Annotated in this window: 22 protein-coding genes and 1 tRNA gene; 6 read left to right on the forward strand and 17 right to left on the reverse strand. The window is 73.2% G+C overall.

The annotated features are described in order from the left end of the window. The first annotated feature begins 131 nt into the window (after positions 1–131). Together BM339_RS19345 and BM339_RS19350 are read left to right on the forward strand one after the other, a co-directional pair. The gene (locus BM339_RS19345; protein ID WP_075021741.1) at positions 132–3,023 is read left to right on the forward strand and encodes a M36 family metallopeptidase; all 2,892 of its coding nucleotides are present in this window, start codon (positions 132–134) and stop codon (positions 3,021–3,023) included. Positions 3,024–3,142: 119 nt separating this feature from the next. Then, entirely contained in the window at positions 3,143–3,781 is a 639-nt protein-coding gene (locus BM339_RS19350) for a TetR family transcriptional regulator (RefSeq protein WP_021598350.1), read from the forward strand. On the opposite strand, the gene BM339_RS19355 is transcribed toward BM339_RS19350, so the two are convergent. The 12 genes from BM339_RS19355 to BM339_RS19410 form a co-directional block, all read right to left on the reverse strand. After that, positions 3,778–4,797, reverse strand: coding sequence for an ABC transporter ATP-binding protein (locus BM339_RS19355; RefSeq protein WP_021598351.1), 1,020 nt, complete (start codon positions 4,795–4,797; stop codon positions 3,778–3,780). The genes BM339_RS19350 and BM339_RS19355 overlap by 4 nt on opposite strands. After that, positions 4,794–5,828, reverse strand: coding sequence for an ABC transporter ATP-binding protein (locus tag BM339_RS19360; protein WP_083597751.1), 1,035 nt, complete (start codon positions 5,826–5,828; stop codon positions 4,794–4,796). Before BM339_RS19360 ends, BM339_RS19355 begins: the two co-directional genes overlap by 4 nt. A 25-nt stretch (positions 5,829–5,853) precedes the next feature. Beyond that, complete coding sequence (locus BM339_RS19365) at positions 5,854–6,735, reverse strand: ABC transporter permease (protein WP_075021743.1); 882 nt, start codon at positions 6,733–6,735, stop codon at positions 5,854–5,856. Between the two features lie 49 nt (positions 6,736–6,784). Further along, on the reverse strand, positions 6,785–7,711 hold the full coding sequence (locus BM339_RS19370) for an ABC transporter permease (protein WP_075021744.1): 927 nt from the start codon (positions 7,709–7,711) through the stop codon (positions 6,785–6,787). Then, positions 7,711–8,766: a LacI family DNA-binding transcriptional regulator gene (locus BM339_RS19375; protein WP_021598356.1), complete on the reverse strand. Its 1,056-nt coding sequence runs from the start codon at positions 8,764–8,766 to the stop codon at positions 7,711–7,713. Before BM339_RS19375 ends, BM339_RS19370 begins: the two co-directional genes overlap by 1 nt. Beyond that, complete coding sequence (locus BM339_RS19380; RefSeq protein WP_024935282.1) at positions 8,763–10,280, reverse strand: ABC transporter substrate-binding protein; 1,518 nt, start codon at positions 10,278–10,280, stop codon at positions 8,763–8,765. The genes BM339_RS19375 and BM339_RS19380 overlap by 4 nt, the downstream gene beginning before the upstream one ends. A gap of 11 nt (positions 10,281–10,291) precedes the next feature. Next, the gene (locus tag BM339_RS19385) at positions 10,292–10,636 is read right to left on the reverse strand and encodes a hypothetical protein (RefSeq protein ID WP_075021745.1); all 345 of its coding nucleotides are present in this window, start codon (positions 10,634–10,636) and stop codon (positions 10,292–10,294) included. Positions 10,637–10,650: 14 nt separating this feature from the next. Next, positions 10,651–11,601 (reverse strand): DUF6772 family protein, encoded by a 951-nt coding sequence (locus BM339_RS19390; protein WP_075021746.1) that lies wholly within the window; start codon positions 11,599–11,601, stop codon positions 10,651–10,653. Continuing rightward, entirely contained in the window at positions 11,598–12,713 is a 1,116-nt protein-coding gene (locus tag BM339_RS19395) for an exonuclease/endonuclease/phosphatase family protein (protein WP_083597752.1), read from the reverse strand. The genes BM339_RS19390 and BM339_RS19395 overlap by 4 nt, the downstream gene beginning before the upstream one ends. A gap of 162 nt (positions 12,714–12,875) precedes the next feature. Beyond that, a complete protein-coding gene (mctP, locus tag BM339_RS19400) occupies positions 12,876–14,486 on the reverse strand; it encodes a monocarboxylate uptake permease MctP (protein ID WP_075021747.1) in 1,611 nt (536 codons plus the stop codon). Positions 14,487–14,490: 4 nt separating this feature from the next. Then, positions 14,491–14,739 carry a DUF3311 domain-containing protein gene (locus BM339_RS51490; protein WP_021597932.1) on the reverse strand — a complete coding sequence of 83 codons (249 nt, stop codon included), beginning with the start codon at positions 14,737–14,739 and terminating at the stop codon, positions 14,491–14,493. A 192-nt stretch (positions 14,740–14,931) separates the two neighbouring features. Beyond that, complete coding sequence (locus BM339_RS19410) at positions 14,932–15,489, reverse strand: VOC family protein (RefSeq protein WP_021597933.1); 558 nt, start codon at positions 15,487–15,489, stop codon at positions 14,932–14,934. Positions 15,490–15,691: 202 nt separating this feature from the next. On the opposite strand from BM339_RS19410, the gene BM339_RS19415 reads away from it, so the two are divergent. From BM339_RS19415 to BM339_RS19420, 3 genes are all read left to right on the forward strand, one after another. Next, positions 15,692–17,851: an anthranilate synthase component I gene (locus BM339_RS19415; protein WP_083597753.1), complete on the forward strand. Its 2,160-nt coding sequence runs from the start codon at positions 15,692–15,694 to the stop codon at positions 17,849–17,851. A 273-nt stretch (positions 17,852–18,124) separates the two neighbouring features. After that, positions 18,125–18,271, forward strand: a complete 147-nt coding sequence (locus tag BM339_RS49945; protein ID WP_021597935.1) for a GPGG-motif small membrane protein — start codon at positions 18,125–18,127, stop codon at positions 18,269–18,271. Positions 18,272–18,339: 68 nt separating this feature from the next. Beyond that, positions 18,340–19,257 (forward strand): SDR family oxidoreductase, encoded by a 918-nt coding sequence (locus BM339_RS19420; RefSeq protein ID WP_075021748.1) that lies wholly within the window; start codon positions 18,340–18,342, stop codon positions 19,255–19,257. Here BM339_RS19420 and BM339_RS19425 read toward each other — a convergent pair. Beyond that, positions 19,241–20,248 carry a helix-turn-helix transcriptional regulator gene (locus BM339_RS19425; protein ID WP_075021749.1) on the reverse strand — a complete coding sequence of 336 codons (1,008 nt, stop codon included), beginning with the start codon at positions 20,246–20,248 and terminating at the stop codon, positions 19,241–19,243. The genes BM339_RS19420 and BM339_RS19425 overlap by 17 nt on opposite strands. A gap of 100 nt (positions 20,249–20,348) precedes the next feature. Between BM339_RS19425 and add the strand changes: the two genes are divergently transcribed. After that, positions 20,349–21,374 (forward strand): adenosine deaminase, encoded by a 1,026-nt coding sequence (gene add / locus BM339_RS19430; RefSeq protein ID WP_021597938.1) that lies wholly within the window; start codon positions 20,349–20,351, stop codon positions 21,372–21,374. Between the two features lie 16 nt (positions 21,375–21,390). Here add and BM339_RS19435 read toward each other — a convergent pair whose 3' ends face one another. From BM339_RS19435 to BM339_RS19450, 4 genes are all read right to left on the reverse strand, one after another. Next, the gene (locus BM339_RS19435) at positions 21,391–22,641 is read right to left on the reverse strand and encodes a DUF1266 domain-containing protein (protein ID WP_075021750.1); all 1,251 of its coding nucleotides are present in this window, start codon (positions 22,639–22,641) and stop codon (positions 21,391–21,393) included. A 54-nt stretch (positions 22,642–22,695) separates the two neighbouring features. After that, positions 22,696–24,300: a TROVE domain-containing protein gene (locus BM339_RS19440; RefSeq protein WP_075021751.1), complete on the reverse strand. Its 1,605-nt coding sequence runs from the start codon at positions 24,298–24,300 to the stop codon at positions 22,696–22,698. Between the two features lie 404 nt (positions 24,301–24,704). Further along, positions 24,705–24,782 (reverse strand) — tRNA-OTHER (locus tag BM339_RS19445). A gap of 147 nt (positions 24,783–24,929) precedes the next feature. Continuing rightward, positions 24,930–26,972 carry a molybdopterin-containing oxidoreductase family protein gene (locus BM339_RS19450; RefSeq protein ID WP_075021752.1) on the reverse strand — a complete coding sequence of 681 codons (2,043 nt, stop codon included), beginning with the start codon at positions 26,970–26,972 and terminating at the stop codon, positions 24,930–24,932. Positions 26,973–26,997 lie beyond the last annotated feature (25 nt).

Here is a 26,997-nt window from a genome sequence, read left to right on the forward strand (position 1 = left end):
TGTGGGCGCCCACTTGACGTCGCAATCGCCGTGGCCGCCCTCCCGGGCTGCTGCTTGTCTCGTGATCGGCCGGATGATCAACCGGCCGATCCCCGGAGACGGGGGTCGTCCGCCGCCTCCGGGAGGCAAGGATGCCCAGGACCCGCCGGACCAGGGTCACCGCGCTGGCCGTCACCGCGACGCTCCTCACCGCCGGGCTCGCCGCCCCCGGCCGCGCCGAGCAGCCGCCGCCGCGCCCCGTGCCGCCCGGAGAGCAGCCCGAACTGCCGGACCGGGACGCCCGGACCGGCAGCCTCGCCCCGACCGGCGGGCAGCGCGGCGCCGCCCGCGGCGTGACGGTGCGGTGGAACAGGCTCGGCACGCCCGCCGCCGTCACCGCCGCCGGGCCCCTCGCCACCGGCCTCCCGGACGACCCGGAGAAGGCGGCGCGCGCCTACCTGACCCGGCACCGCGACCTGTTCGGACTGGACGCCGCCGCCGTCGGCGCGCTGGAGAAGGTCGCGGTCAACCCCGTCGGCGAGGGCGCGGCCGTGCTCCTGCGCCAGCGCTTCGGGGATCTGCCCGCCGGGTACGACGGCCTCGTGGCGGTCGGCGTGACCGGCGGCGAGGTCGTCTCGGTCACCTCGACGCTCTCCCGCGACGGCGCCGCCCCGGCGCCGGCCACGCTCTCGGAGAAGGAGGCGGTGAACGCGGCCGGCCGCGACGCGGGGATCGCCGTCTCCGCGGACGACACCCGCAAGGTGCGGCTCGTGGCGGTGCCCACCGCCGGAGGCGTCCGCAGCGCGTACCAGGTGACGCTGATGGACTCCGCCGGCGCGGAGCCGAAGGCGGTCACGTCCTACGTCGACGCCCGCACCGGCGCGGTCCTCGTGCGGGAGAACCTCGTCGACCACGACAGCGACAACCCGCGCTGGGCGGTCTTCCCGGCCACCCCGCCCGGCGACTACTCCTCCCGCGACGCGCGGCAGGTCTGGTGCTTCGCCCCCGCGCGGGGCTGCCGGTTCGTCGTCGGCGGCGACCCGTCCAGCGGGCGGCCCTGGGACGCCGACCCGGCGACCGGCGCCTCGACCACGACCAGCCTCGGCAACGCGGCCCGCTCGTTCGACAACCGCGCGAGCGACGACCCGTTCACAGTCGGCACCCGTACCAGCGCGCCGAAGGCGGACCGCAACTACCTCTACCCCTGGAAGAACCAGTGGTACAGGAGCAAGTGCGACCCGGCGACGCTGGACAGCCCGCAGGAGGCGGACCTCGAACCGGCCATCTCCAACCTGTTCGTCCAGCACAACCGCATGCACGACTGGTCCTACCGGCTCGGCTTCACCGAGACGGCCTGGAACATGCAGGTCGACAACGGCGACCGCGGCGGCCTGGGCGGCGACCCGGAGCAGGGCAACGCGCAGGCCGGGGCCCGGTTCCCCACCATCCGCGACAACGCCAACCAGATCACGCCGCCCGACGGCACCCCCGCCATCACCAACATGTACCTGTGGCAGCCGATCGCCGGCGCGTTCTACTCGCCGTGCGTCGACGGCGACTTCGACATGAGCGTCATCGGGCACGAGTACACCCACGCCATCTCCGGCCGCATGATCGCCGGACCGGACGCCGGGTGGAACGGGCCGCAGGCCGGGGCGATGAACGAGAGCACCTCCGACCTGTTCGCGGTGGAGTACCTCAGCGAGTACGGGCTGCGGGCGCCCGGCCGGACGCCCTACGTCGTCGGCGGCTATGTCACGGGCGACCCGCGCAGCGGGATCCGCAACTACGACATGAGCCGGAGCCCCCTGAACTACGCCGACCTCGGCTACGACCTGGTCGGCACCCAGGTCCACGCGGACGGCGAGATCTGGAGCGCCACGCAGTTCGACCTGCGGCAGGCGTTCGTCAAGCGCTACGGCTCGGGCAGCGCCTCCCTGCAGCGCAAGTGCGCGGAGGGCGCGGTGCCGGTCGCCAAGTGCCCGGGCAACCGCCGGTGGGCGCAGCTGTCGTTCGACGCGCTGCTGCTCATGGCCACCGGGGCGGTCAGCTACGTCGACCACCGCGACGCCCTGCTGGCCGCCGACAGCATCCGCTTCGGCGGCAAGGACCACGAGCTGATGTGGAAGGTCTTCGCGCAGCACGGCCTGGGCGAGGGCGCGGCGAGCAACGGCCCCGCCGACGCCGACCCGGTGCCGAGCTTCGCGTCGCCGATGTCGCGCAACGCCGAGCTGACGCTCCGGCCCGGCGGAGACGCGAAGGGCGGCAAGGTCCGGCTGTACGTCGGCGACTACGAGGCGCGGGCCGTCCCGGTGGCCGACACCGACCCGGCGACGCCGCTCGGGGACGCCTTCTCCATGGCGCCCGGCCGCTACTCGTTCGTCGCGGTGGGCGAGGGCTTCGGGCACAAGCGGTTCACCGCCACGGTCAGCGGGTCGCGGAGCCTGCGGGTGGACATGTCCCGCAACCAGGCCGCGGGCGCCAACGGCGCGACCGCCACCGGCGACGGCCTGTCCCAGCCCTCCCTGCTGGACGAGACCGAGGCGACCAACTGGCAGTCGGTCGAGGCTCCGGTCGCCGGCCGCCAGGTGACCGTCGACCTCGCCGGCGAACGGGCGGTCAAGGTCGGGCGGGTGCAGGTCAGCGCGATGCTCCGGCCCACCGTCGCGGGTGACCCGGAGGGCCCGAACACCGCGCAGAACCGCTTCAGCGCCCTGCGCGCCTTCCGGCTCCTGGCGTGCGACGCCACCAAGGCCGACTGCTCGAAGGCCGGCTCCTTCCGCACCGTCTACACCAGCCCGCGCGACGCGTTCCCCGCCGACCGGCCGCGGCCGACCGCGCCCGACCTCACGCTGCGCTCGTTCGACCTGCGGGACGTGAAGGCGACGCACCTCCGGCTGCAGGTGGTGTCCAGCCAGTGCACCGGCGCGCCGGCGTACGCGGGGGAGCAGGACGACGACCCGCGGTCCAGCACCGACTGCGGCACCGCCAGCCCCCGGGCGGGCCTCGTCCGCGCCGCCGAGCTGCAGGCCTTCGCCAAGTAGCCGCACCGGACCGGCGGGGGCGGGGACGCGGTCCCCGCCCCCGCCGGTCCGGAGGGCGGCGGGTTCCGCGCAGGCGGGCCGTGTTGTCCCCGGGTAACACCCCGGATACCTTTCTGTCCATGACCACGACGGCGAGCAGGCCGGGGCCCGGATCGCGGCGCGACCCCGGCCGCCGCCGCGCACTGCTGGAGGCGGCCGACCGGGTGATCCAGCGGGAGGGCCCGGAGGCGTCCATGGCCGCCATCGCCGCGGAGGCGGGGATCAGCAAGCCGATCCTGTACCGCCACTTCGGCGACAAGAGCGGCCTGTACCAGGCGCTCGCCGAGCGGCACACGCGCAAGCTGATCAAGGGCATCCGGGACGAGTTCTCCCGCGGCGACCCGATCCGCGACCGGACCCGCTCCACCATCGACACCTACCTGGAGACGGTCTCCCGGAACCTCAACCTCTACCGGTTCCTCATGCACCGGGCGAGCGCCGAGGACACGGCCACGCACAGCGCGATGAGCACGATGATCCGGGACGTGAGCCGGGAGCTCGCCGAGGTGATGGTCGCCGAGGGCGAGATGACCGACCGCACCCGCGCCTACGTGTGGGGCCACGCGATCGTCGGCATGGTGCAGACCGCCGGCGACTGGTGGCTCGACCACGTCGACGAGGTGCCGCGCGAGACCGTCGTGGACGGCCTCGTCGACCTGGTCCTCGGCGGGCTCCCGGCGGCGGCGTCCGGCGCCCGCTCCGCGGACGGGCCCGGCTAGCGCGGCGCCGTCGTCCCCGCGGTGTCGGCGAAGTGGCAGGCGACCGCCTGGGGCAGCCCGTCCCGCCGGACGAGCCCGGGCACCTCCCGCTCGCAGACCTCGGCCGCCATGTAGCAGCGGGTCCGGAAGCGGCACCCGCTCGGCGGCGCGGCGGGAGAGGGCACCTCCCCGCGCAGCACGATCTCTCGCGCGGCGTCGTCCGGGCGGTCGCGCACGGACGGCGCCGCCGACAGCAGCGCCCGCGTGTACGGGTGCTGCGGGTCGCCGAACACCTCGGCGGCGGCGCCCCGCTCCACGATCGTCCCGAGGTACATGACGGCGACGTCGTGCGCGATGTGCCGGACGACGTCCAGGTCGTGGGAGATGAACAGGTACGCCACGCCCAGCTCGGACTGCAGGTCGGCGAGCAGGTTCAGGATCTGCGCGCGGATCGACACGTCCAGCGCCGACACGGCCTCGTCGCACACGATGAGCTTCGGCCGCAGTGCGAGCGCGCGGGCGATGCCGACCCGCTGGCACTGCCCGCCCGACAGCTCGTGCAGGTGCCGCGACCCGTGCTCCGCCGACAGCCCGACCAGGTCGAGCAGCCGCGCGATCTCGGCGTCCTCCCGCTCGCGCGGCACGATCCCGGGGTGGACGCGCCAGCCCTCGGCGATGACGGCGGCCACGGTCATCCGCGGGTTCAGCGACGTGTAGGGGTCCTGGAACACCATCTGCAGGTCGCGGCTCATCCGCCGGCGGCGCCGGGCCGGGACCGCCGCGAGGTCGGCGCCGGCGAACTCGATGGCGCCGGCGAAGGCGGGACGGAGCCCCACGATCGCCCGCGCCAGCGTGGACTTCCCGCAGCCGGACTCGCCGACGACGCCGAGCGTGCGCCCCGCGCGGACGGCGAGGTCGATCCCGGCGACGACGGGCACGCGCCGCCGCCCGAACCCGTGCCGGCCGGGCCGCTCGTATCCCGCCTCCAGGCCGCTGACCCTCAGCACGACCTCGGTGTCCTGCGCGGTGGCCGTCATCGGGGCTCCTCGGTGTCCTGGGCGGCGGTGACCTCGGCGGAGTGGTGACAGGCGACGGCGCGGTCGCCGTCCTCGGCGAGCGGCGGGTCCTCCTCGCGGCACACCTCCGTCGCGAACGGGCAGCGCGGATGGAACGCGCAGCCGCCCGGCGGGCGCCTCGGGTCCGGCGGGACGCCCTTGATCGGCTTGAGGCGGCCGTCCGCCTCCGCGTCCGGCACGGCCTCCAGGAGCCCGAGCGTGTAGGGGTGCGCGGGACGCGTGTAGACGGCGTCCAGCGGGCCCCTCTCGACGATCCGCCCCGCGTACATGACCGCGACGTCCTGCGCGACCCGCGCCACCACGCCGAGGTCGTGCGAGACCAGCAGCGTCGCGAGGTCGGCCTCGCGCTGCCGCCGGGCGAGCAGCCGCAGGATCTGCGCCTGGACGGTGACGTCCAGCGCGGTCGTCGGCTCGTCGGCGAGCAGGACCGACGGGCCGAGCGCCAGCGCCATCGCGATCACCGCGCGCTGCCGCATCCCGCCGGAGAACTCGTGCGGATGGTCGCCGTAGCGGGACTCGGCGTCGGCGATGCCGACCTCGCGCATCAGCGCGACGGCCCGCTCCCGGGCCTCCCGCCGGCCGAGCCCGAGGCGCCGCCGGAACGGCTCGGCGATCTGCCGGCCGACGGCGAAGCCGGGGTTCAGCGCCGCCATCGGATCCTGGAAGACCATCGCGACACGGCCGCCGCGCACCTCGCGCCACCGCCGCGCCGAGAACCCGCCGGTGTCCTCGCCGTCCAGGACGACGCTCCCGGAGGTGACCTCCGCGCCGGGCGGCAGCAGCCCGATCAGCGCGAGCGAGGTCAGGCTCTTGCCGCTGCCGGACTCGCCGACCAGGGCGAGCACGCGCCCGCGCCGCAGCCGCAGGTCGACGCCCCGCACGACGGGGGTGAGGCGGCGGCCGGACCGGAACCCGATGTGGACGCCGCGCAGCTCGGCGGCGGCGCCCCCGGCCGCCGGGGTCTGCGCGGGGTGGACGGCTGGAACGGTCATGTGCGCCTCTCAGGAACGTGCGCCATCAGATCTGGGCCCGGGGATCGGCCAGGTCGCGGAACGCGTCGCCGACGATGCCGACGCCGGTGACCACGGCCGCCAGCGCGAGCGCCGGCATCGTGGAGATCCACCAGGCGGAGCCGAGGTAGTCGCGGCCCGCCGAGACCGTCGCGCCCCACGACGCCTGGTCCGGCGGGATGCCGAGGCCGAGGAAGCTCAGCGACGCCTCCGCCACCATGACCAGGCCGATCTGCACGGTGGCGGCGACCAGCAGCGGCTGCCAGCAGGACGGCAGCACGTGCCGGAAGAGGATCCGCAGGTTCCCGGCGCCGAGCACCCGCGCCGAGTCGACGTATTCCAGGTCGCGGGTGGCGAGCGCGGACGCCCGCACCACCCGCGCGAAGATCACCCAGCGGGTCACGGCGAGGGTGATGACGATGTTGGTGACGCTCGGCCCGAGGACGCCCGCGATCAGGATGGCGAGCAGGATCGACGGGAACGCCAGCTGCATGTCCCCGAAGCGGGACAGCACGGTGTCGGCCCAGCCGCCGAAGTACCCGGACACGAGCCCCACCACCAGGCCGGCGGCCCCGCCGATCAGGACGGTCGCGGTGCCGACCAGCAGCGACACCCGGCTCCCGGCGAGCAGCGTGGTGAGCATGTCCCGGCCGACCTGGTCGGTGCCGAGCCACGCGACCGACCCGTCGCCGAGCCGCGACCCGGGCGGCAGCAGCCGGTGCGGCAGGTCCGTCGCGACCGGGTCGTAGGGCAGCAGCATCGGCCCGAACACGGCCGCAAGAACGAACATGCCGACGATCCCGAGCCCGGCCCACGCCCGCGCGGGCGGCCTCCTTCTCCGCCGCCGGACGTCCGGCGGCGGGATCGCGGCAGGAGCAATGGCACTCATGCGGCCTCCTTGTGGGGGGCGACCCCCCACGCCCCCTGGTTCGCTTCGCTCATGCGTTCTCCGGGGTAAGGCGAGGATCAAGCGCGACGCACAGGACGTCGACGAGCAGGTTCAGCGCGATGTAGGAGACCGTGATGGTCACGATCGCCGCCTCGACGACCGCGTAGTCGCGGTTGGTGATGGCGTCGACCATCAGCGAGCCGATGCCCGGCCAGGAGAAGACGACCTCCACGATCACGGCGTTGGCGATGAAGTTGCCCATCAGCAGCCCGAGGACGGTGACGACGGGCAGGGCGATGTTGCGCGCCACGTGCACGTACATCACCGCGCCCTCGCCGGTGCCCTTCGCGCGGGCGGTGCGGACGTAGTCCTTGCCGCTCTCCTCCAGCGCCCCGTTGCGGACGAGCCGCGCGAGCCAGCCGACGAAGGGGAGCGCGAGCGTCACCGACGGCAGGACCACCGCCTCGGGCCCGCCGCCCGCGGTGCTCGGCAGCCAGTTCAGCTGCCGGGCGAACAGCAGGATCAGCACGATCCCGAGCCAGAACGACGGCACCGCCTGCCCGATCAGTGAGCCGGTCGAGACGAGCCAGTCGAGGACGCCGCCGGGGCGCCGCGCGCACAGCATGCCGAGCGGGTAGCCGGCCGCGAGGGTGATGACCAGGGCGAGCGCGGCCAGGGACAGGGTGGCGGGGAACCGGTCGAGGACGGCGCCCATCGCGCCGCCGCCGAGCCGCCACGAGTCGCCGAAGTCGCCCCGCAGCACCTCGCCCATGTGCGCGAGGTACTGGCGCCACAGTGGATCGTCGAGACCGAAGTCGGCGCGGACCGAGGCGAGCTGCGCGGGGCTCGCGTCCGGTCCCAGGATCAGCGTCGCGGGGTCGCCGGGGACGACGCGGACGACGACGAAGACGAGAGCGATCGCGCCCCAGGCCACGATGAGCGCCTGGCCGGCGCGCCTGAGCAGGAACCGTCCCATCAGCCGCCTCCCGCACGGGACGACGCGCGGACGACGAGCTCGGCGGGCAGCAGCGTCTGCCGCGGGGAGCCCGCCGCGGCCTCGCCCGACATCCGTTCGAGGAGCCGGTCCACGGCCGTGGCGCCGACGTCGGCGGCCGGCAGCCGGACGGTGCTGAGCGGCGGCGCGAGGTAGGCGGCGAACGCGTGGTCGCCGTGCCCGGCGATCCGCACGTCCCCCGGGATGCGCAGCCCGTGCTCGGTGAACGCCCGGTACACGCCGAGCGCGAAGTAGTCGTTGCCGGCCAGGACGGCGGCGCCCGGCCCGATGCGCGCGGCGAGCTCCCGCCCGATCTCGTAGGAGTCGACGGGGTCCCACGGCTGCGAGCTGGCCTCGCGGCGCCGCGTCGGCACCTTGACCATGTGGTCGTCGCGGACCGTGACGCCGTGCTCGTCCAAAACCGTCCGGAACCCCCGGACGCGCTCCGCCACCGGGGAGATGTCCAGGTCCTCCTCGACCAGGTACAGGTCGCGGGCGCCGCCGGCCACGAGGTGCTCGGTCGCCCGCCGGGCGCTGTCGTAGTAGTCGACGCCGACGAGGTCGGTGTCCAGCTCCGGCAGGTCGCGGTTGAGCAGGACCACCGGCGTCCCCGACTTGCGGAGCCGCTCCCAATGGTCGGACCCGTGCTGGACGGGCACGGCGAGCACGCCGTCCACGCCCCAGCGCATCAGCTCGTCCACGACGCGGCGCTCGTTCTCCACGCTGTCCTCGGTGACCATCAGCATCAGCGCGTAGCCGTGCACCCGCCCGCGCTCCTCGATCGCGCTGATCAGCCGGGCGTAGAACGGGTTGGACGGGTTGGTGATCACCAGGCCGATCGTCATCGCGTTGCCCTGCACCAGGGACCGCGCCATCGTGTTCGGCACGTACCCGAGCCGCTCCGCCTCGGCCCGCACCCGCTCGCGGGTCTCGGGGCTCACCGCGTCCTTGCCGGCGAGGGCGCGGGACACGGTGTTGACCGACAGGTCGAGGGCGGCGGCGATGTCGCGCAGGGTGGCCCTGCGGCGGGGTGTCATGGGGTCCTCCTGACCGTGGACAGGTCGGGCTGGTTGTTCGCGGCCGGGGTGAAGCCGGTGATTTCGCTCCGCAGCCCGTAGGCGGTGGTGAGCGTGGCCGGGAAGATCCCGACCGCGTCGTCCCAGATGGTCTCGCACGCCTGGGCGTACAGCTCCTCGCGCCGCTTCGGATCGGCGGACTGCCCGGCCTCGGCGAGCACCTTGTCCAGCGCGGGGTTCCTGTAGCCCATCCGGTCGGCCTTGGACGTGTAGAGCCGCCCGAGCGTGAACGCGGCGTCGCCGGTCGTCACGGTGTTGGTCTGCAGCTCCATATCCCAGTCGAGGGAGTTGAGGCGCTGCAGCCACTGGGCCTTCTCGATGCTCTGCGGGGTCACCTTCACGCCGACCTCGTCCCACGCGGAGATCATCGACTGGGCCAGCTCGCGGGCGAGCGGGCCGGTCGCGTCGAACCACATCATCGTGGTCTCGAACCCGTCCCCGAGCCCGGCGTCCCGCAGCGCCCCGCGGGCCGCGTCCGGGTCGTGCCCGTACGGCCGCTGCCCGGCGTGCCCGAACACGGTCGAGGGGATCGGCGCGCGCATCCGCTCGGCGCCCGCGCCGAACAGCCTCCCGACGATCTCCTCCAGGTCGAGCGCCTGCCACATCGCCCGCCGGACGCGCGGGTCGGTGAACGGCCTGCGGCCGCAGTTGAACCACGTCAGGTAGTAGGTCCAGCTCGGCACCGTCTCGACCCTGACGCCGCGCTCCCCCCGCACCTCGGCAAGCTGGTCGGACGGGACGGGCCACAACAGGTCGACGTCCCCGTTCCGCAGCGCCGTGATCGCGCTGGAGGCCTCGGCGATGAACGGCATCGAGATCCCCGGGAGCCCGGCCCGGCCGCCCCAGTACCCGTCGAACCGGGCCAGCTCCACGGCGGTCGACGGGGTGAACCCGGTGACGCGGAACGGCCCCGAGCCCACTGGCCGCCGCTTCTGCGCGGGGTCGGCGACGAGCCGCGCCGGGACGATGAACAGCAGCGTCAGGTTCACCGGCAGCGTGCCCATCGGCCCGTCCGTCACGAACGTGACGCGGTGGTCGCCGTCCGCCCGCGCGGACTTCACCGTCGCCCACAGCGCGGACTGCGCCGACTTCACCGCCTTGGTCCGCTCCAGGCAGGCGACGACGTCCCGCGCGGTGAGCGGGCTCCCGTCATGGAAGCGGACGCCGGGGCGCAGCTCGAACACCCACGTCGTCTCGTCCGCCCGCCGCCAGGATGTGGCGAGGCCCGGGGCGAGCCGCTCGCCGTCGTACCGGACGAGCGTGTCGAACACCAGCCGCTTGACGATCAGCGAGGCCTCGTCGACCGCCGTCCCCGCGTTGTAGGGGTCGAGGTCGGTGACCGGCTGCCCGAACGCGGCCCGCAGCGATCCGCCCGGCGCGGCCCCGGCGCCGCCCGGCCGGCCGCAGCCGCCGAGCGCCACCGCCGACGCGGCCAGGCCGGCCAGGGCGAGGAACTCGCGCCTGCGCACGTCCATGGCGGTCCCCCTCAGCTCTTCAGCGCGAGGTAGATCATCACCTTGGCCGCCGCCTCGGCGCCGTCGCCGGCCTCGCCCTCGACGGTGCCCTTCAGCCGCAGCCAGCCGCCGAACCCCGACGACTCCCAGGTGGCCAGGTCGCCGGCCACCTCCCGCTCGGCGTCGAGGTCGCACCAGTGCAGTCCGTCGGGGGAGACCTGCGTGGTCACCCGCATCCGGGTGCCGGTCCCGGTCCGCTCCAGCGTCCGGACGAACCAGCGCGCCTCGGCGGCCCACGCCACCTCGTAGGGCTCGGTCGCGAACTCGCCCGCCAGGGTGCGGTTGCGTTCCAGGACGGCCGTGAACGACTCGCGCATGCTTCCGGGGCTCCTCACCAGTCCACCGAGATCAGTACCGAGTCCAGGTACAGGAAGTTGCGCACGTCGGTGTGCGTCCTGACCGAGACGTAGAAGTTGAGCAGGTTCCGCAGGGAGCCGTACTCCTCGGCGTACGGCGGGACCGGCACGTCCCGCATGTCGTACACGGTGTCGTTGACCTGAAGCTCGACGTTCGACCTGGTGCTCGTGTCGATCGTCCAGCGCACGTAGTGCCAGTTCACCTTGGTCGGGACCTCGTTGTAGCAGAGTTCCTGCGGCCCGCCGAACGGCTTCCAGTCGTCCGGCTCCGGCGCGGTGAAGTCGGCGGTCGGCGGGAGCTTGATCCTGCCCTCGAAGTGCTCGCGCGGCGTCGGCTCCGGCACCGTCGGGTACACCCACTCCCGCCGCAGGTTGTTCTCCAGGTCGGTGTTCAGGTACCGGGCGACGCAGTGGTAGCGGACGCCGTCGCAGATGTCGGTCGCGATCGTGAACGCGCCGAACTGCTGCTCGGACGGGTGCAGGTTCGCGTCCCACGGCCCGGCGCCGGCCTTGTCCGCCGCCTGGTTCTCCTCGGACGCCGCCTCCGTCTTGAACGTCAGGTAGGCCTCGAACTGGACGCGGCCACGTCCCGCCATCGTCAGCCGGCGGATGGCGACGCCGGTGTGCCCGGCGAGCGGGCGGGTGGCGACCTTCAGCGCGTACGTCCCCGACATCGCGCCGTGCGTGCCGACGTCGAAGAAGTTGCAGGAGCTGAGCTGCGGCGGCCGGAAGTCGCGCATGTGGTCGTCGACGGTGTCGAGGTTCCCGTGCCCGTCGTAGTTGCCGAGCAGCTCGATCCAGCCGTGCGTCCCGGTGTTGAAGTCGTCGTGGACGAGGATCCTGTCCAGCGGGTCGAAACGGGACAGGGCGGGGTCGGCCCGGCGGAGTTCCGCGGCCGGTGACCGCTCGCTCGCGGGGGTCGTCATCGAGTGGGCTCCTGAATCCTGACGGTGGCGTGCATCATGTTGTGGTCGGAGCGCAGCAGGTCGCGCGGCTCCCCGGCCTGGGCGGTGGTCTGCGGGACGAGCGTCCACTGCAGGACGCGCGTGCCGTTCTTCACGAAGATGTGGTCGATCTTGTCCGCGGACCTCGGCAGCGGGATCTTGCCGCCGTTGAAGGAGGCGTACTCCTCGCCCGTCCGGCGGTTCGGCGGTGCCGCCTCGAACGCGTCGACGTAGCCGACGTCGGCGAACGCGTCGTAGGCGCTGTGCCCCTCCTCCTTGGACGCGGAGTTCATGTCGCCGGCGAACACGATCGGGAGCCGGCGCGTGGACGCGTTGTCCCGGGTGAGGTACTCGGCCGTCCGGCGCGCGTCGAGGTAGCGGACCTGGTCCCAGTTCTTCGTCCAGCCGTTCGGGTCGGTCGCGCCGTTCTTGCGGTACTCCAGGTGCATGTCGACGACGACGAACCGCGTCCCGGTGCGCAGGTCGCGCAGGGTGTTCCACGTCATGGTCTTGCCGTAGATCTCGGTCGAGTCCGGCAGCCACAGCAGGTCGTGGGGGAGCGCCCCGCCGCGCTCGTCGAGGTGGGAGAAGCGGCGGGCGTCGTAGTAGGTGAACCGTCCGGCGCCCGACTTCAGCGGGTAGCCCTCCTGCGGGTGCCGCGTGCCGGCGTAGTCCGCGGGGGCCTCCGCGTACCCGCGGGCGCGCATCGCCGCGGTGAGCGGCGCGCGGAACGACTCGACGTCCACGCCCGGCTGCGTCGGGGTCGCGTTGTTGCCGATCTCCTGGGTGACGACCACCCCGGCGCGCGCCCGGACGATGTCGTCGGCGACCCGGGCGGCGCGCCCGTCCGCCCAGGGGGCCAGCTTGGTCGCGCAGTCGCGCCCGATCGTGTCGACGCACTCCTGCTCGGTCGGCAGGCAGCCGTGCCCGCAGGTGTTGTAGGTCGCGATCCGGAGGTCGAGCCCGCGGCGCCCCTTCTGGGCGGCCTGCGCCCCGCCGGCGGGGACGAGCAGGGCTCCGGGGACGAGCAGGGCGGCGAGGGCGGCGGTGACCGTCCTGAGCGCGGGGCGGGCGGGGGGACGAGAGGTCCTCATGCGCGGGGGCCTTCCGTTGTCGACTGAGTCACATTAACGTTAACGTGATCGTTCACAAACCATGGATGTCCACCCGTCCGCCTGTCAAGAGCCGAAAAGAAGACGACCCGGCCGTCCGCGTGAGCGGACGACCGGGCCGTCTGCGTGCCCGGCCGGTGCCGGTCAGGTGCTGGCGGACAGCTCCAGGTCCTTGACCTTCGGGTCGCCCTCGTCGGCCAGGTAGTCCGACCCGCGGGTCGCGTCCTCCCCGTCCGCGAGCTTGGCGGCCTTGCACACCACCGTGCCGGCGACCGCGACCACCACGTTGACGGCGAGCGCCAGCATGCCGGCGTAGACCGTCATCTTGGTGTCGAGGCCGAGGTCGCTCAGCGGGTAGGCCGAGCCGCCGAAGTGCTCCTTGCCCTTCGCCGGGTTCGGGATCTGGTACAGCATCCACAGGCCCGCGGCCATGCCGCCGGCCCAGCCGGCGATGAGCGCGCCGCGGTGGAACCAGCGCGTCATCAGCCCGAGCGCCACCGACGGCAGCGTCTGCAGGATGATGACGCCGCCGATGAGCTGCAGGTCGATCGAGAACTCGGGGTCGAGCGCGAGGATGCACGCCACCGCGCCGGCCTTGACGATCAGCGAGACCAGCTTGCTGACGGTCGCCTCCTCCTTCGCGTCGGCGTCGCGGCGGATGTACTCCTTGTAGATGTTGCGGGTGAACAGGTTGGCCGCCGCGATCGACATGATCGCCGCCGGGACCAGCGCGCCGATGCCGACGGCGGCGAACGCCACGCCGGCGAACCAGTCCGGGAACATGCGGTCGAACAGCACCGGGACCACGGTGTTGGTGTCGGCCTTGCCGTCGGTGCCGACGGGCGTCACGCCCGCGGCGATGGCCATGTAGCCGAGCAGCGCGATCAGCCCGAGCACGAGGCTGTAGGCGGGCAGCGCCGCCATGTTCCGCTTGATCACGTTGCGGTTCTTGCTGGCCAGCACGCCGGTGACGCTGTGCGGGTACAGGAACAGGGCCATCGCCGAGCCGAGCGCGAGCATGGCGTAGTTCAGCTGGCCGCTGCCGGCGATCGTGATGCCGTCGCCGGGCGCCGGCGTCTTGTCGAACTTGTCCTTCGCCGCGTCGAAGATGTCGCCCCAGCCGCCGAGCTTGGCCGGGATGTACAGCACCGCGACGATGATGACCAGGTAGATCAGCAGGTCCTTGACGAACGCGATGAGCGCGGGCGCCCGCAGGCCGGACTGGTAGGTGTAGGCCGCCAGGATCACGAACGCGATGATGATCGGCCAGTGCCCGTTCACGCCCATCGCCTTCAGCACCGCCTCGATGCCGACGAGCTGCAGCGCGATGTAGGGCATCGTGGCGACGATGCCGGTGATCGCGACGACGAGGGCCAGCGTCGGCGAGCCGAACCTGGCCCGGACGAAGTCGGCGGGCGTGACGAAGCCGTGCACGTGCGACACCGACCAGAGCCGGATCAGCACGAGGAACACCAGCGGGTACACGACGATCGTGTACGGGACGGCGAAGAAGCCCGCCGCGCCCGCGCCGAACACCAGGGCCGGGACGGCCACGAAGGTGTAGGCGGTGTAGAGGTCGCCGCCGATCAGGAACCAGGTGATCCAGCTGCCGAAGCTGCGCCCGCCGAGCCCCCACTCGTCGAGGTTGTGCATGGTGTCGGGCCGCCGCCACCGGGCGGCGACGAAGCCCATCCCGCTGACGAGCAGGAAGAGCACGGCGAATACGGTGATCTCGGTGATGTGGTCGCTCGCCATCGGCTCAGCCCCGCTTCTTCGTCATCTGGTAGACGATGACCGTGCAGGCCACGCCGAGCGGGATGAAGGAGAGCTGGATCCAGTAGAAGGCGGGGAAGCCGGCGAGCCGCGGGCTGTCGCTGTTGTAGAGGAGCGTCAGCAGCGGGACCACGACCGGGACGACCAGCAGCCAGTTCCAGGCGCTCCGGTCGGAGCGGGCGTCCCCCGGCGGGGGCTGGTCCGGGGCCGGTTCTTTGGATGTGTCGGGAGCCAAGGGGGTCCTCCTCGTCTCGCCCGCGCACGGTCCGTCCGGTTCGCGAAACGGGGGCCGTGCCCGGGTATGCGGCCGGGCGAGCCTACACACCCGCTGATCACAGCTCGATCTCGGCCGCGGTACGACTTGGATGGATCGGTCCATTTCAGGAACGTCCAGGTCAAGCCGGATCAACGGCCGGTCAGGGGACGGTCAGACGGTCCGGTCCGCGGCGGTCTTCGGCTCGTGCCGCACGTCGGTGGGCAGGTTCAGCTCCCGCGTCCACGCGGCGAACTCCACCAGGACGCCGTCGGGGTCCTTGAAGTAGATCGAGCGCACGAAGACGCCGTCGTGGTTCTCCGGCGCGACGCCGAACTCGCTGTCGTCGTGGTTCAGCAGGACGCCGACGTCGATCCCCTTGGCGATGAGGCGGTCGCGGTACTCCTCGATGCGCTCGGGCGGGACGTCGAACGCGATGTGGTTCATCGACCCGACGGCCGACAGCAGCTCGCCCCGGTCGGGCAGGCCCTTCGGCGCGGACACGCCGGGGACCGGCTCCGGGGCGTCGGGGAACCAGAAGAACGCCAGGGCGTCGCCGCCGCCGCAGTCGAAGAAGAAGTGCTGGCCCCAGCCCATCGGCAGCTCGATCGTCTTGATCAGCGGCATGCCGAGCACGCCCTCGTAGAAGTCCACCGTCCGCTTCATGTCGCTGCAGACCAGCGCGAGATGGTTGACCCCGCGCAGCTCGAACTCGGTGTTCTTCCTGGTCATGGGGCGCCGCTCTCCGTGCCGTAAGTGATCCCTTGCCGTGTCCCCATGGTAACCTCGCCGCATGCGAACCGCAGCCTCCCGGTGGTGGTGGCGCCGCTGAGGCGGCGCCGGTTCGTGCGTGTTCCAGACCAGGCGACCGTCCTCACCCGGCGGTCGTTTCTCGTTTCGCCTGGGTGGGGCCCGACTTGAGGGGCCACCAACGGTGGAGACCGTCTCACAGCAGCCGCTGACCAGCGAGTTCGTCACGGCCGGGGGCGTACGGGTGACCCGTACGGCGACCCCGGTCGACTCCGAGCGCAAGTCCAGCGTGCTGAACGCACTCGTCGCCGCCGTGGGCGAGCGGCGCGGCGGGGTGCTCAGCTCCGGCATGGAGTATCCGGGCCGCTACAGCCGCTGGCACATGGCCTACGTCGATCCCTGCCTGGAGATCGTCGCCCGCGGCCGGACGGTCGCCGTCCGGCCGCTGAACGGGCGCGGCCGGGTCGTCCTGCCGGCGCTGGCAGGGGCGCTGCGCGGCGCCGGCGAGGTGCGGGCGGACGAGCCCGGCCTGTTCGAGGTCTTCGTCCCGCCCTCGGAGGAGTTCTTCGCCGAGGAGGAGCGCAGCCGCCAGCCGACGGTCTTCACCGCCGTGCGCGCCGTGGTCGACCTGTTCCGCTGCGAGGACCCGCACCTCGGCCTGTACGGGGCCTTCGGGTACGACCTGTCGCTGCAGTTCGAGCCGCTGCGGACCCGCCTGGAGCGGCCGGACGACCAGCGCGACCTCGTCCTGCACCTCGCCGACGAGATGGTCGTCGTCGACCGCAAGCGCGAGACCTCGCACCGGATCTCCTACGACTTCGAGGTGGACGGGGCGGGCACCGGGGGGCTGCCGCGCGACACCGGGGCGACGCCCGTCCGGCCGCGGGCGGAATCGCCGGCCCAGCCCGTCCCCGGCGTGTACGCGCGGATGGTCCGGGAGGCCAAGGAGAAGTTCGTCCGCGGCGACCTGTTCGAGGTCACGCCCGGGCACGCGATGTACGGGCGCTGCGACGCGCCCGCGGCCTTCTTCGAGCGGCTGCGGGAGACCAACCCGGCGCCCTACGAGTTCCTGTTCAACCTGGGCGACGGGGAGTACCTGGTCGGCGCGTCGCCCGAGATGTTCGTGCGGGTCACCGGGGACCGCGTGGAGACCTGCCCGATCGCCGGGACGATCAAGCGCGGCGGCGACGCCCTGGAGGACGCCGAGCAGATCCGCGCGATCCTGTCGTCCGCGAAGGACGAGTCGGAGCTGACGATGTGCACCGACGTGGACCGCAACGACAAGTCGCGGGTCTGCGTGCCCGGCAGCGTGCGGGTCCTCGGCCGCCGGCAGATCGAGATGTACTCGCGGCTGATCCACACCGTGGACCACATCGAGGGCCGGCTGCGCCCCGGCTTCGACGCGCTGGACGCCTTCCTCACCCACATGTGGGCGGTCACCGTCACCGGCGCGCCGAAGGCGTGGGCGATGCAGTTCATCGAGGACCACGAGGAGTCGCCCCGCCGCTGGTACGGCGGCGCGGTCGGCTTCGTCGGCTTCGACGGCTCGATGAACACCGGCCTCACGCTGCGGACCGCGCAGATCCGCGACGGCGTCGCGACCGTCCGGGCCGGGGCGACGCTGCTGTACGACTCCGACCCCGACGAGGAGGAGCGCGAGACCCACCTGAAGGCCAGCGCGCTGCTGAGCGCGCTCGCCGCCGCGCAGCGGCCCGCCGGGGCCGCCGGGGCGGAGGAGGCGCCGCTTCCCGCGCATCCGGGCGACGGCCTGAAGGTCCTCCTCGTCGACCACGAGGACTCGTTCGTCAACACGCTCGCCGACTACTTCCGCCAGCACGGAGCCTCCGTGGTCACCCTGCGGCATGGCTTCCCGGTGCGGATGCTGGACGAGCAGGCGCCCGACCTGGTCGTCCTGTCGCCCGGCCCGGGGCGCCCCGAGGACTTCGGCACCCGCGCGCTCCTGGACGAGCTGGACGCCCGGGGCCTGCCGGTCTTCGGCGTCTGCCTCGGCCTGCAGGCGATGGTGGAGCACGCCGGCGGCGAGCTGACGCTGCTGGCCGAGCCGTCGCACGGCAAGCCCGGCCAGGTGAAGGTCACGGGCGGCGAGCTGTTCGCCGGCCTGCCCGACGAGTTCACGGCCGCCCGCTACCACTCGCTGCACACCACGCCCGACCGGGTGAAGGGCTTCCAGGTGACGGCGGTGACGGGGGACGTCGTGATGTCGGTCGAGGACCCGGAGCGGCGGCGCTGGGCCGTCCAGTTCCACCCGGAGTCGATCCTCACCGCGGCCGGCGGGGCGGGCCACCGCATCGTGGCCAACGTCCTGCGCCTGTGCCGGCCCTGACGGCGGCCGTCCCCCGAGCGGATCCGGCCCTAGTCCCAAGGCACTAGAGGACGGCGCGCGGAATGGTCCCGAGGGTCCTGTCGCGGCCCGGGGGCGCGGCGGAAGACTGGGTTCCGGCCACATCGCGCGGTTTCGGCCGGCGCGGATGATCGCCGTTATCCCGGACGCGGGAGGGAGGGGGGCCACCCTCCCTCCCGCGTCTAAAACGGGCTTTTTGGACATCCAAGATGAATTGGGTGTTTCTTGGCGTTCTCCAGGGGGACCCCCGGAGCCATGATGACAATCCTGTGGCTCATCGCGGTGATCCTGGTGATCGCCGGCATCTATGTGATCCTCGCCCGGCGCGACCTGCTCTGGGGCATCGTGCTCATCGTCGTCGGGCTGCTCGTCGGGCCCTTCGGGGTGAGCATCTTCACCTGACCGAAATTCGCGCGGCCGGGACGAAACCCTGACGTTACCTGTCAGGTTTCGATGCCAGCATCGTCCCTATGAGCCGTGCACTGACAGGAAAGACCGCACTGGTCGCCGGGGCGACGCGCGGGGCGGGGCGAGGGATCGCCGCCGAGCTCGGCGCCGCCGGCGCGACCGTGTACGTGACGGGACGGTCCACCAGGGAGCACCGGTCGGAGATGGACCGTCCCGAGACGATCGAGGAGACCGCCGAGCTGGTCACGGCGGCGGGCGGCGAGGGCATCGCCGTCCGGGTCGACCATCTCGACCCGGAGCAGGTCGCCGCGCTGGTGCGCCGCATCGACGCCGAGCGGGGCCGGCTGGACGTCCTGGTCAACGACGTCTGGGGTGGCGACCACCTCTTCGAGTTCGGCAAGCGGCTGTGGGAGCAGTCCCTGGAGGACGGCCTGCACATGCTCCGCCTGGCGATCGACACCCACGCCATCACCAGCCACCACGCCCTGCCGCTGCTGATCCGCGAGCCCGGCGGCCTCGTCGTCGAGGTGACCGACGGGACCGCCGACTACAACGCGAAGTACCGCCGGGACGTCGGGTTCTTCTACGACCTCGCCAAGAGCGCCGTCATCCGGATGGCGCTCGCCCAGTCCGAGGAGATCGCCTCCTACGGGGCGACGGCCCTCTCCCTCACGCCCGGCTGGCTGCGCTCGGAGGCCATGCTCGACCACTTCGGCGTCACCGAGGACACCTGGCGCGACGCCACCGAGAAGGTCCCGCACTTCGCGATCTCCGAGTCGCCGGTCTACGTCGGGCGCGCCGTCGCCGCCCTCGCCGCCGACCCCGACCGGGCGCGCTGGAACGGGGCCTCCCTGTCCAGCGGCGGGCTCGCGAAGGTCTACGGGTTCACCGACGCCGACGGCAGCCGTCCCGACGCCTGGCGCTACGTCGTCGAGGTCCAGGACAAGGACCTTCCCGCCGACGTCACCGGCTACCGGTAGCCGGACCGGGGGCCCGCGGGCCCGCCGCCCGGTACAGCTCCGCGAGCCGGGCGGCGGCACCCGCCATGCGCTCCCGCAGCTCCGGCGGGGCGAGCACCTCGACCTCGGGGCCGAGCCGCATCAGCTGGGACTCCGCGACGACCGCCGACTCCACGGGCAGGGCCGTCACCACCCAGCCCCGCTCATCCGGGGGGCCGGCCTCCTCGGCCGCCCGGCGGGCGGCGTAGGGCTCGACGGCGTACCGCAGGGCGCGCATCCCCGCCGGGCTCAGCCACACGGTGACCTCCTCGCGCAGCAGCGAGCGCACGAACACGCCGGCCTGCTCGCCCCAGTGCGCGGCGAGGTCGAAGCCCTCGTCCCGGTCGAAGCGCTCACCCGTCGGCCGCACGGCGGTGACGCGGTCCACCCGGTAGGTGCGGGTCCTGCCGCCGACCCGCGCGACCAGGTACCAGGTGCCGTTCTTCAGGACGAGCCCGTACGGCTCGGCCGTCCGCGTGACCTCGGAGTCCTTGCGGCGGTAGCGCAGCTCCACGGTCTCGTCATCCCAGACCGCGCGGGCGAGGTCGCGCAGCAGCGGCGGCGGGCCCGTCTCGCCGAACCAGCCTGGCGCGTCCAGGTGGAACCGCTGGTTCGCGCGGGCGGGCGCGTCCCGCATCGAGGCGGGCAGGGCGGCGAGGACCTTCAGCTCGGCGGCGGCCAGCGCGTCCGCGCGGCCCATGTCGCCGGCCGGGCCGGGAAGCCCCGACAGGAACAGCGCCTCGGCCTCCTCGCGGGTCAGCCCGGTGAGCCGCGTCCGGTACCCGCCGACCAGCCGGTACCCGCCGCCGCGCCCCTGGTCGGCGTAGACCGGGACGCCGGCCGCCGACAGCGCCTCCATGTCGCGGTACACCGTGCGCTCGGAGACCTCCAGCTCGCGCGCCAGCTCCGCCGCCGTCATCGTCTCCCGCGACTGGAGGAGGAGCACCGCAGAGATCAGCCGAGCAGCACGCACGGCACCATCCTGCCCCATCGCCGAGCGTTCCTGACAATTTCCTGGGAGGTTCGCCCGGTTCGGCTGTCCCGGCAGGTCGGCGGACTGTTAGCTTCGCGGCGTGCCTACCGAGAACACCACCCTCGCGGCGTTCATCGACGCCCTCCCGAAGGTCGAGCTCCACGTCCACCTCGTGGGCTCCGCCTCCGTCCCCACCGTCCTCGAACTCGCCCGCCGCCACCCGGACGGGCCGGTCCCCGTGGACGAGCGCGAGCTGCGCGCCTTCTACGAGTTCCGCGACTTCCCGCACTTCGCCGAGGTGTACGAGGCCGTGTCCGGCCTCGTCCGCACGCCCGAGGACGTCGGGACGCTCGTCTTCGGCGTCGCCCGCGACCTCGCCGCGCAGAACGTCCGGTACGTCGAGCTGACCGTCACCCCGTACACCCACCAGCGGGCCGGGATGCCGATGCCCGCGGTCACCGAGGCGCTCGACCACGCCGTCCGCGAGGCCCGCGACCGGCTCGGCGTCCGCGTCGCCTACATCTTCGACATCCCCGGCGAGTTCGGCGCCGAGGGCGCCCGCGGCACCCTCGACCACGCGCTGCGGCACCCGCCGGAGGCGCTCGTCGGCTTCGGCATCGGCGGCATCGAGCAGGTGCGCCCGCCGCACCGGGACGCGTTCCGCGACGCGTTCGCCGCCGCCCGCGCCGCCGGGCTGCGCAGCCTTCCGCACGCGGGGGAGATGACCGGCCCGGAGACGATCTGGGAGGCCATCGAGGGGCTGCGCGCCGAGCGCATCGGTCACGGCATCAGCTGCGTGGACGACCCGCGCCTCATCGACCACCTGCGCGACACGCAGCTGCCGCTGGAGGTGTGCCCGACGTCCAACGTCTGCACCGGCCAGGTCGCCGACCTCGCCGCGCACCCGATGCCGCGGATGCTGGAGGAGGGCCTGTTCGTCACGCTGAACAGCGACGACCCGCCGATGTTCAACACGACCCTGACCGGCGAGTACCGCGTCGCGGCCGAGGTGTTCGGGCTGGGCCCCGCCGAGCTGGCCGCCCTGGCCCGCAACGCCGTGACCGCCTCCTGCCTGGACGAGGACGGCCGCAAGGCGATCATCGCCGACATCGACGCCCTCGGCTGACGGGCCGGCGGCGCGGTCAGCCCCAGGCCATGCGCCGCCACGGGCTGTCGGGGTCCTCGGAGAGGATGCGGTGGCCGGCGAGCGAGCGCTCGTACCACTCGCCGAACTCGCCCTCGTCGAACCGCAGCATCCGGCCGAGGACGTACCCCGCCGAGAACGACCCCCACGACGGATACACCTGGTTGGCGCGGTGCCCGGCCGTGAGGACGCACTTCTCGGCCTCCTCGGCGTCGCAGTACCCGGCGTTCAGGCCCCAGCGGGCCATGTTCACCGCGCGCCCGAAGTCGTAGCCGTAGACGCTCTCGACCCGGCCGTCCGGCGGGAGCAGGCCGTCCGCCCGGAACCGCGCCTCGTACCGCAGGATCTGGCCGGACAGCCCCACGACCTGCCGGACGGTCTCGTCGGAGATGTCGCGCTCGCGGCACCAGGCGGTGATCGCCTCGCGCCACGCGCGCTCCCCGGTGCCGCGCCCGCGCCGGTCGAGCACCATCTGGATGGCCGGGTCGCTGTTCTGCGCGTCGAGCAGCGCGTCCATCTGCTCGCGCCAGCCCTCGGCGCCGGTGATCCCCCAGTCGCGCTCCAGCAGGACACGGTCGTCGCGCGCGCCGCGGTCGGCGAGGGCGTTCCAGGCGACCCCGTTGCCGACGGCCAGGTGCGCCCCCACGGCCAGGGCGGCGGCGAGCCGCCCCCACGCGGCACTGCCCGGGTCGGTGACGAGGACGTCGTGGTCCCGGCCGGGCCGCCGCTCGGCGTCCGCGAGCAGCTTGGCGACCTGCCGGTGGTCGTCCCCGCCCGGCGGCATCTGCGCCAGCAGCTCGCGCAGCGGCCGCTCCGCCCCGCGCGGCCCGGCGTCCTTCAGGATGAGCCGCGCCGCGTGCACGCCCGCGGCCCCGGCCCGCTTCGGGTCGTGCAGCGCCCCGAACGCCGACATCGCCGACCAGGCGCGCCGCGCGGCCTCGCCCGTCCGCCCGGCCGCCGCGAGCACGTGCGCGGCCTGGGCGTCCAGGCCGGCCCGGACCTCGGCGGGCAGGGCCGCGGCGCCGCGGTCGAGCACGTCCAGGAGCCGCTGGGCCTCGCCGGTGGTGCCCGCCGCGGCGAGCGCGCGCGCCTGCCGGGCCCGCACCGCGACCGCGGACATCCGGTCGCCGTGCGCCTCCATCGCCTCGGCGGCCTTCGCGAACACCGCCGCGGCCTCCGCGGGCCTGCCCTGCCGCTCGTACTTGCGGGCCCGGTCGAGCAGGGCGCCGGTCTCGGCCTGAATCGTCATCGAACCCTCCGGACCACACCGTACCGGCCCGAAAGATCATCAGGCCTCACGTCGTCAGGACCGCCACGGCCAGTCGGCGCTCCGGCCCGCCTCCAGGAGCGGGATCATCCGGAACGTCGCGTCGGTCATGCCGCCCAGCTCGTGGCGCGTGCCCGAGCCGGTCGGCATGGCGCCGTGCCGGTATCCGGCCAGGTTGAACCCGTACATCGGGACGTGCTTCGGCGCGGCGCCGGTGACGTCGCCCGCCCAGCCGCCGCCGAACGTCTGCATGTCCGACAGGATGACGACCCGGTCGTGGCCCGCATAGGTCGCCCGGACGGAGTCGGCGATGCGGGTGCCGTGCCCGACCTCGCCGATGCGGTCGACGAACCGCTCGACCTCGCGCAGCACCGACGCGCCCCGGCCGACGTCGTGCCGGAACGTGCCGTCGGCGAAGCCGTGCAGGTCGACCGTGTTGCCGCGCGCCGCGAGGGCGACGCCGAACAGGGCGGCCATCTGCGCGTACGTCATCTTCGACCGTTCCGAGACGCCCGCACCGGTCATCGACGCCGAAGTGTCCACCAGCACGAGGGTGCGGCCCCGGAACTCGGGGACGTTCGCCGTGGCGGCCGTGAGCGCCTTGTCCAGGGCGTGGCCCCAGCGCAGCGAGGGAGCCGCCAGATACGCCGAGAAGAACCGGAAGGGGAACTGCCGGGACCGCGCGACCCGCTCGGGGTCGGCGATGCGCGCCGCGACCTTGCCGGCGGCGGCGTCGCTCACTCCGGCCTCGTCGAAGTTGCGCAGGTTGCGCAGCAGCGCCATGTAGCCCATGGACGGGATGATCGCCTCCCAGGCCGCGGCGTCCATCGGACCCTGCAGCCAGCCGGCGAGCCGCTCCCAGGTGAACCCGGCACCCGCCAGGCCGCCCGGTGAGGTCACCAGCTCCGGGTTCAGCACGTGGTCGCGGCGCCGCTCGACGGGCAGGGCCGCGAGCGTCTGCGCGGCCTTGAGGGTCTCCAGGCGGTCGGGGATCGGCTCGTCGCGGCCGTGGCGGCGGTCGAGGGCGTGCTCGAACAGGTCGCCCTGCCACGGCTTGTCCGCCGCCGGGGCCGGGTGGACGAGGTCGATGACGTCGCCGAAGCGGAAGCCGCGCGCGCCCGTGTCGTACTTCAGCAGGGACCGCTCGGTGTAGAGCCGCTGGACGGCGTCGGCGACGCCGCGCTTGACCGGCTTGGGGATCGCCCGGCCGTAGGTCGAGGTCCAGTACGCCAGGGCCTCGCCCGGCTCGTCGGCCCGCTGCAGGACGCTCGCCACGAGCTGCCGGTTCTCGCCGGCCAGCCCGGCGGCCAGACGCGCCCGGACGGCCTCCAGGGCGGCGACGACGGGCGCCGAGCGCATGTTCGCCTCGCCGCGCAGCCACGGCAGGAAGCCCGCCATCCATTCGACGTCGTCGACCGCGACCCGGTGGACGAGATCGCGGAAGCGGGCGTCACGGTCGCCGGCGGACTCGTAGAAGGTCTTCTCGCCGACCATGTTGGCGACGGCGAGCAGGAAGAGCTCGCCCTTGGCGTCACGGGCGTAGCCGGGCGCGCCCTCGTGGGTGCGGCCGGACGGCGTCGCCTCGGTGCGGACCGGGCTGGAAACGGCCCTGCGGACCGCGGTGCGGTTGAACTTCGCCATGAGCTAGGGCTCCCTTCGACAAAATGGAGGGAGCCCTGGAGTCCGCGGAGGTGCCCGAGATCAGAGTCGGCGACGGCCATCGCCATTGCTCTACCGACTGAGCTACGCCGCACAAGGCGACGGTGGGAATCGAACCCACGACCCATGGATTAGAAAGGAAGTATCCGTTGCCTGCGCACCGGGCACCCGCGAAAAAGTGCTCCCTCCCGAGATCAAGTCGGCGTACGGCCCGCCCGCCGGACGGGCACAGCCCCACGTGTGGAGCTGCAAGGAATCGAACCCTGAAGTATCCGTTCGCCTGCGCACCGGGAGGTGCGTGTTTTCAGTTATGGCCAGAGGTCGTGCCCGAGATCAGGACGGCGAAGGAGACGTCAGCGCTCTGCCTATTGAGCTACGCCCGCGCATGGCGCGTGCGGCGGGACTCGAACCCGCAACCTCTCGTTCCCGAAACGAAGTATCCCTCACCTGCGCACCGGGCACGCTCTGGAGTTGTCGAGCCCCTCCGAGATCAGACATGGCCTCGGGGTTGGGTTTCCTTAACAGGGAAGTAACCCGTGGCCTTCGCACCGGAAGGGCGATGGCTCTAGGAGATCAGCCGGGGGCCGGCGAATTCAACTGAATATTCGTGATCAGTCGGGAATAGCGGTGATCTCCACGCGGGTGTCGTGGAAGACGGGGCCGCCGACGAGGTCGGTGTCGCGCTCGTCGACGACGGCGTTGGCGTTCGCGCCGCCGGACAGCTTCGCCCAGTGCCCTTTGCCGGTCGCGGCGACGCCCGGCCTGACCTGGTCGGTGGCCTTCAGCACCGCCTCGAACGCGCCCCGGTCGTTGCCGACCCGGACCTGCTGGCCGTCGCTCAGCCCGCGCGCGTCCGCGTCGTCCGGGTGCAGCCGGACGGTGAGGCCGCCGGAGCGCCGCCTCAGCTCGGGGTTGTTGCCGAACTGGGTGTTGAGGAACTCGTGCGACGCCGCCGAGACCAGCGCGAGCGGGTATCGCCCGGCCCGCTCGGCGTCCGCCACCTCTACCGGTGGGACGTACCCGGCCAGCCCGGCGGCCGGGGAGCGGAACTGGAACTTGCCCGTTGGGGTCGGGAAGCCCCCGGCGTACGGCAGGAACGGGTCGGGGACCGACATGCGGACGAAGCCCTCCTTGCGGAGCCGGTCGAGAGTGATTCCCGCCATCCAGGGATGGTCAGAGGCGAGGAGCTGCTCGGCGAGGCTCTCGTCAGAGTCGTGGAGGGCCGGTTCGTCAAGGCCCATCCGCCGCGCCAGCCGCCGGAACGTCTCCGTCGTCGGCAGGCACTCGCCCGGCGGCGCCACCGCCGGCTCGTTCCACGTCAGGTACAGGTGCCCGTACCCCTCGTGCAGGTCGGCGTGCTCGTGCTGCGCCGTCGCGGGCAGCACGATGTCGGCGTAGTCGGCGGTGTCGGTGGGGAACTGCTCCAGCACCACCGTGAACAGGTCGTCGCGGGCCAGGCCCCGGCGCACCTTGGTCTGGTGCGGGGTGCTGCCCGCCGGGTTCGCCGCGATGACGAACAGGGCCTTCACCGGCGGATCCTGGACGTCCAGGAGTCCCTCGCCCAGCCGGCTCATCGACAGCGTCCGCACCGGGCCGGGCCGCAGGTCGTCGCGCCAGAGCGCGGCCTTGTCCAGCTTCACGTGCCCGGACGTGGAGAACGCGACCCCGCCGCCCCGCCTGGCCCAGTCGCCCGTCACGGCCGGGATGGCGGCGATCACCCGCAGCGCCGCGCCGCCGCCCGAGTGCCGCTGGAGGCCCTGCGTGGCGCGGATGCCGGTCGGGCGCGTCCGGGCGATCCGCTCGCCGAGCGCGACGATCCGCTCCGCCGGGACACCGGTGATCTCCGCCGCCCGCTCGGGCGGGAAGTCCGCGATCCGCTCCCGGAACTCCTCCCACCCGAGCGTGTGCCGCGCGAGGAAGTCCTCGTCCTGCGCGCCGAGGCGGACGATGACGTTGAGCAGCCCGAGCGCGAGCGCCGCGTCCGTTCCGGGCAGCGGCGCCAGATGCTCGTCGGCCTGCCGCGCCGTCCGCGTCCGCACCGGATCGATCGCGACCAGGTGCGCGCCGGTCCTCCGCGCGTCCTGCACGAACTTCCACACGTGGTGGCCGCTGGTCAGCGGGTTCGTGCCCCACAGCAGGACGAGCCCGGCGTGCGCGAGGTCCTCGGGGTCCATGCCGCCCGGCGACCCGACCGCCTCGGTCATCCCGGCGCTGCCGGCCGCCGAGCAGATGTTCGCGTCGTGCGCCGAGGCCCCCAGCACGTTGAAGAACCGGCGGCCCGAGCACCCCTCGAGGCCTTGCAGGTAGCCGAGCGTGCCCGTCCCCCAGTACGGCCAGATGGCCTCCCCGCCGTGCTCGCGGACGATCTCCTCCAGCCGCCCGGCGATCTCGTCGAGCGCCTCGTCCCACCCGACCCGCTCGAACCGGCCCTCGCCCTTGGCGCCCACGCGCCGCAGCGGATGCAGGATCCGGTCCGGTTGCGCGGCGCGCTCCAGCCACCGGTTCACCTTCGCGCACAGCGCCCCGCGCGTGTACGGATGGTCCGGGTTGCCCCGCAGCCCCACCGCCTCTCCGTCCCGGACGGTGACCACCCATGAGCAGCCGTCGGGACAGTCGAGCGGGCAGGCCCCTAGCACCTTCAGCTCCGACCGCATCCACCCTCCCTACCTGGACGAACCC

Source organism: Actinomadura madurae, from assembly GCF_900115095.1.
GTDB lineage: Bacteria > Actinomycetota > Actinomycetes > Streptosporangiales > Streptosporangiaceae > Spirillospora > Spirillospora madurae.

What these genes read in the sequence shown, in the direction of transcription:
- BM339_RS19350 (WP_021598350.1), top strand. Translation starts at nt 3,143, where the DNA reads ATGACCACGACGGCGAGCAGGCCGGGGCCCGGATCGCGGCGCGACCCC.
- BM339_RS19440 (WP_075021751.1), bottom strand. Translation starts at nt 24,300, where the DNA reads ATGGCGAAGTTCAACCGCACCGCGGTCCGCAGGGCCGTTTCCAGCCCG.
- BM339_RS19370 (WP_075021744.1), bottom strand. Translation starts at nt 7,711, where the DNA reads ATGGGACGGTTCCTGCTCAGGCGCGCCGGCCAGGCGCTCATCGTGGCC.
- BM339_RS19365 (WP_075021743.1), bottom strand. Translation starts at nt 6,735, where the DNA reads ATGAGTGCCATTGCTCCTGCCGCGATCCCGCCGCCGGACGTCCGGCGG.
- BM339_RS19355 (WP_021598351.1), bottom strand. Translation starts at nt 4,797, where the DNA reads ATGACGGCCACCGCGCAGGACACCGAGGTCGTGCTGAGGGTCAGCGGC.
- BM339_RS19385 (WP_075021745.1), bottom strand. Translation starts at nt 10,636, where the DNA reads ATGCGCGAGTCGTTCACGGCCGTCCTGGAACGCAACCGCACCCTGGCG.
- BM339_RS19380 (WP_024935282.1), bottom strand. Translation starts at nt 10,280, where the DNA reads ATGGACGTGCGCAGGCGCGAGTTCCTCGCCCTGGCCGGCCTGGCCGCG.
- BM339_RS19435 (WP_075021750.1), bottom strand. Translation starts at nt 22,641, where the DNA reads ATGACGATTCAGGCCGAGACCGGCGCCCTGCTCGACCGGGCCCGCAAG.
- BM339_RS19375 (WP_021598356.1), bottom strand. Translation starts at nt 8,766, where the DNA reads ATGACACCCCGCCGCAGGGCCACCCTGCGCGACATCGCCGCCGCCCTC.
- BM339_RS19390 (WP_075021746.1), bottom strand. Translation starts at nt 11,601, where the DNA reads ATGACGACCCCCGCGAGCGAGCGGTCACCGGCCGCGGAACTCCGCCGG.
- BM339_RS19360 (WP_083597751.1), bottom strand. Translation starts at nt 5,828, where the DNA reads ATGACCGTTCCAGCCGTCCACCCCGCGCAGACCCCGGCGGCCGGGGGC.
- BM339_RS19345 (WP_075021741.1), top strand. Translation starts at nt 132, where the DNA reads ATGCCCAGGACCCGCCGGACCAGGGTCACCGCGCTGGCCGTCACCGCG.
- BM339_RS19450 (WP_075021752.1), bottom strand. Translation starts at nt 26,972, where the DNA reads ATGCGGTCGGAGCTGAAGGTGCTAGGGGCCTGCCCGCTCGACTGTCCC.
- BM339_RS19395 (WP_083597752.1), bottom strand. Translation starts at nt 12,713, where the DNA reads ATGAGGACCTCTCGTCCCCCCGCCCGCCCCGCGCTCAGGACGGTCACC.
- BM339_RS19410 (WP_021597933.1), bottom strand. Translation starts at nt 15,489, where the DNA reads ATGACCAGGAAGAACACCGAGTTCGAGCTGCGCGGGGTCAACCATCTC.
- mctP (WP_075021747.1), bottom strand. Translation starts at nt 14,486, where the DNA reads ATGGCGAGCGACCACATCACCGAGATCACCGTATTCGCCGTGCTCTTC.
- BM339_RS19420 (WP_075021748.1), top strand. Translation starts at nt 18,340, where the DNA reads ATGAGCCGTGCACTGACAGGAAAGACCGCACTGGTCGCCGGGGCGACG.
- BM339_RS49945 (WP_021597935.1), top strand. Translation starts at nt 18,125, where the DNA reads ATGATGACAATCCTGTGGCTCATCGCGGTGATCCTGGTGATCGCCGGC.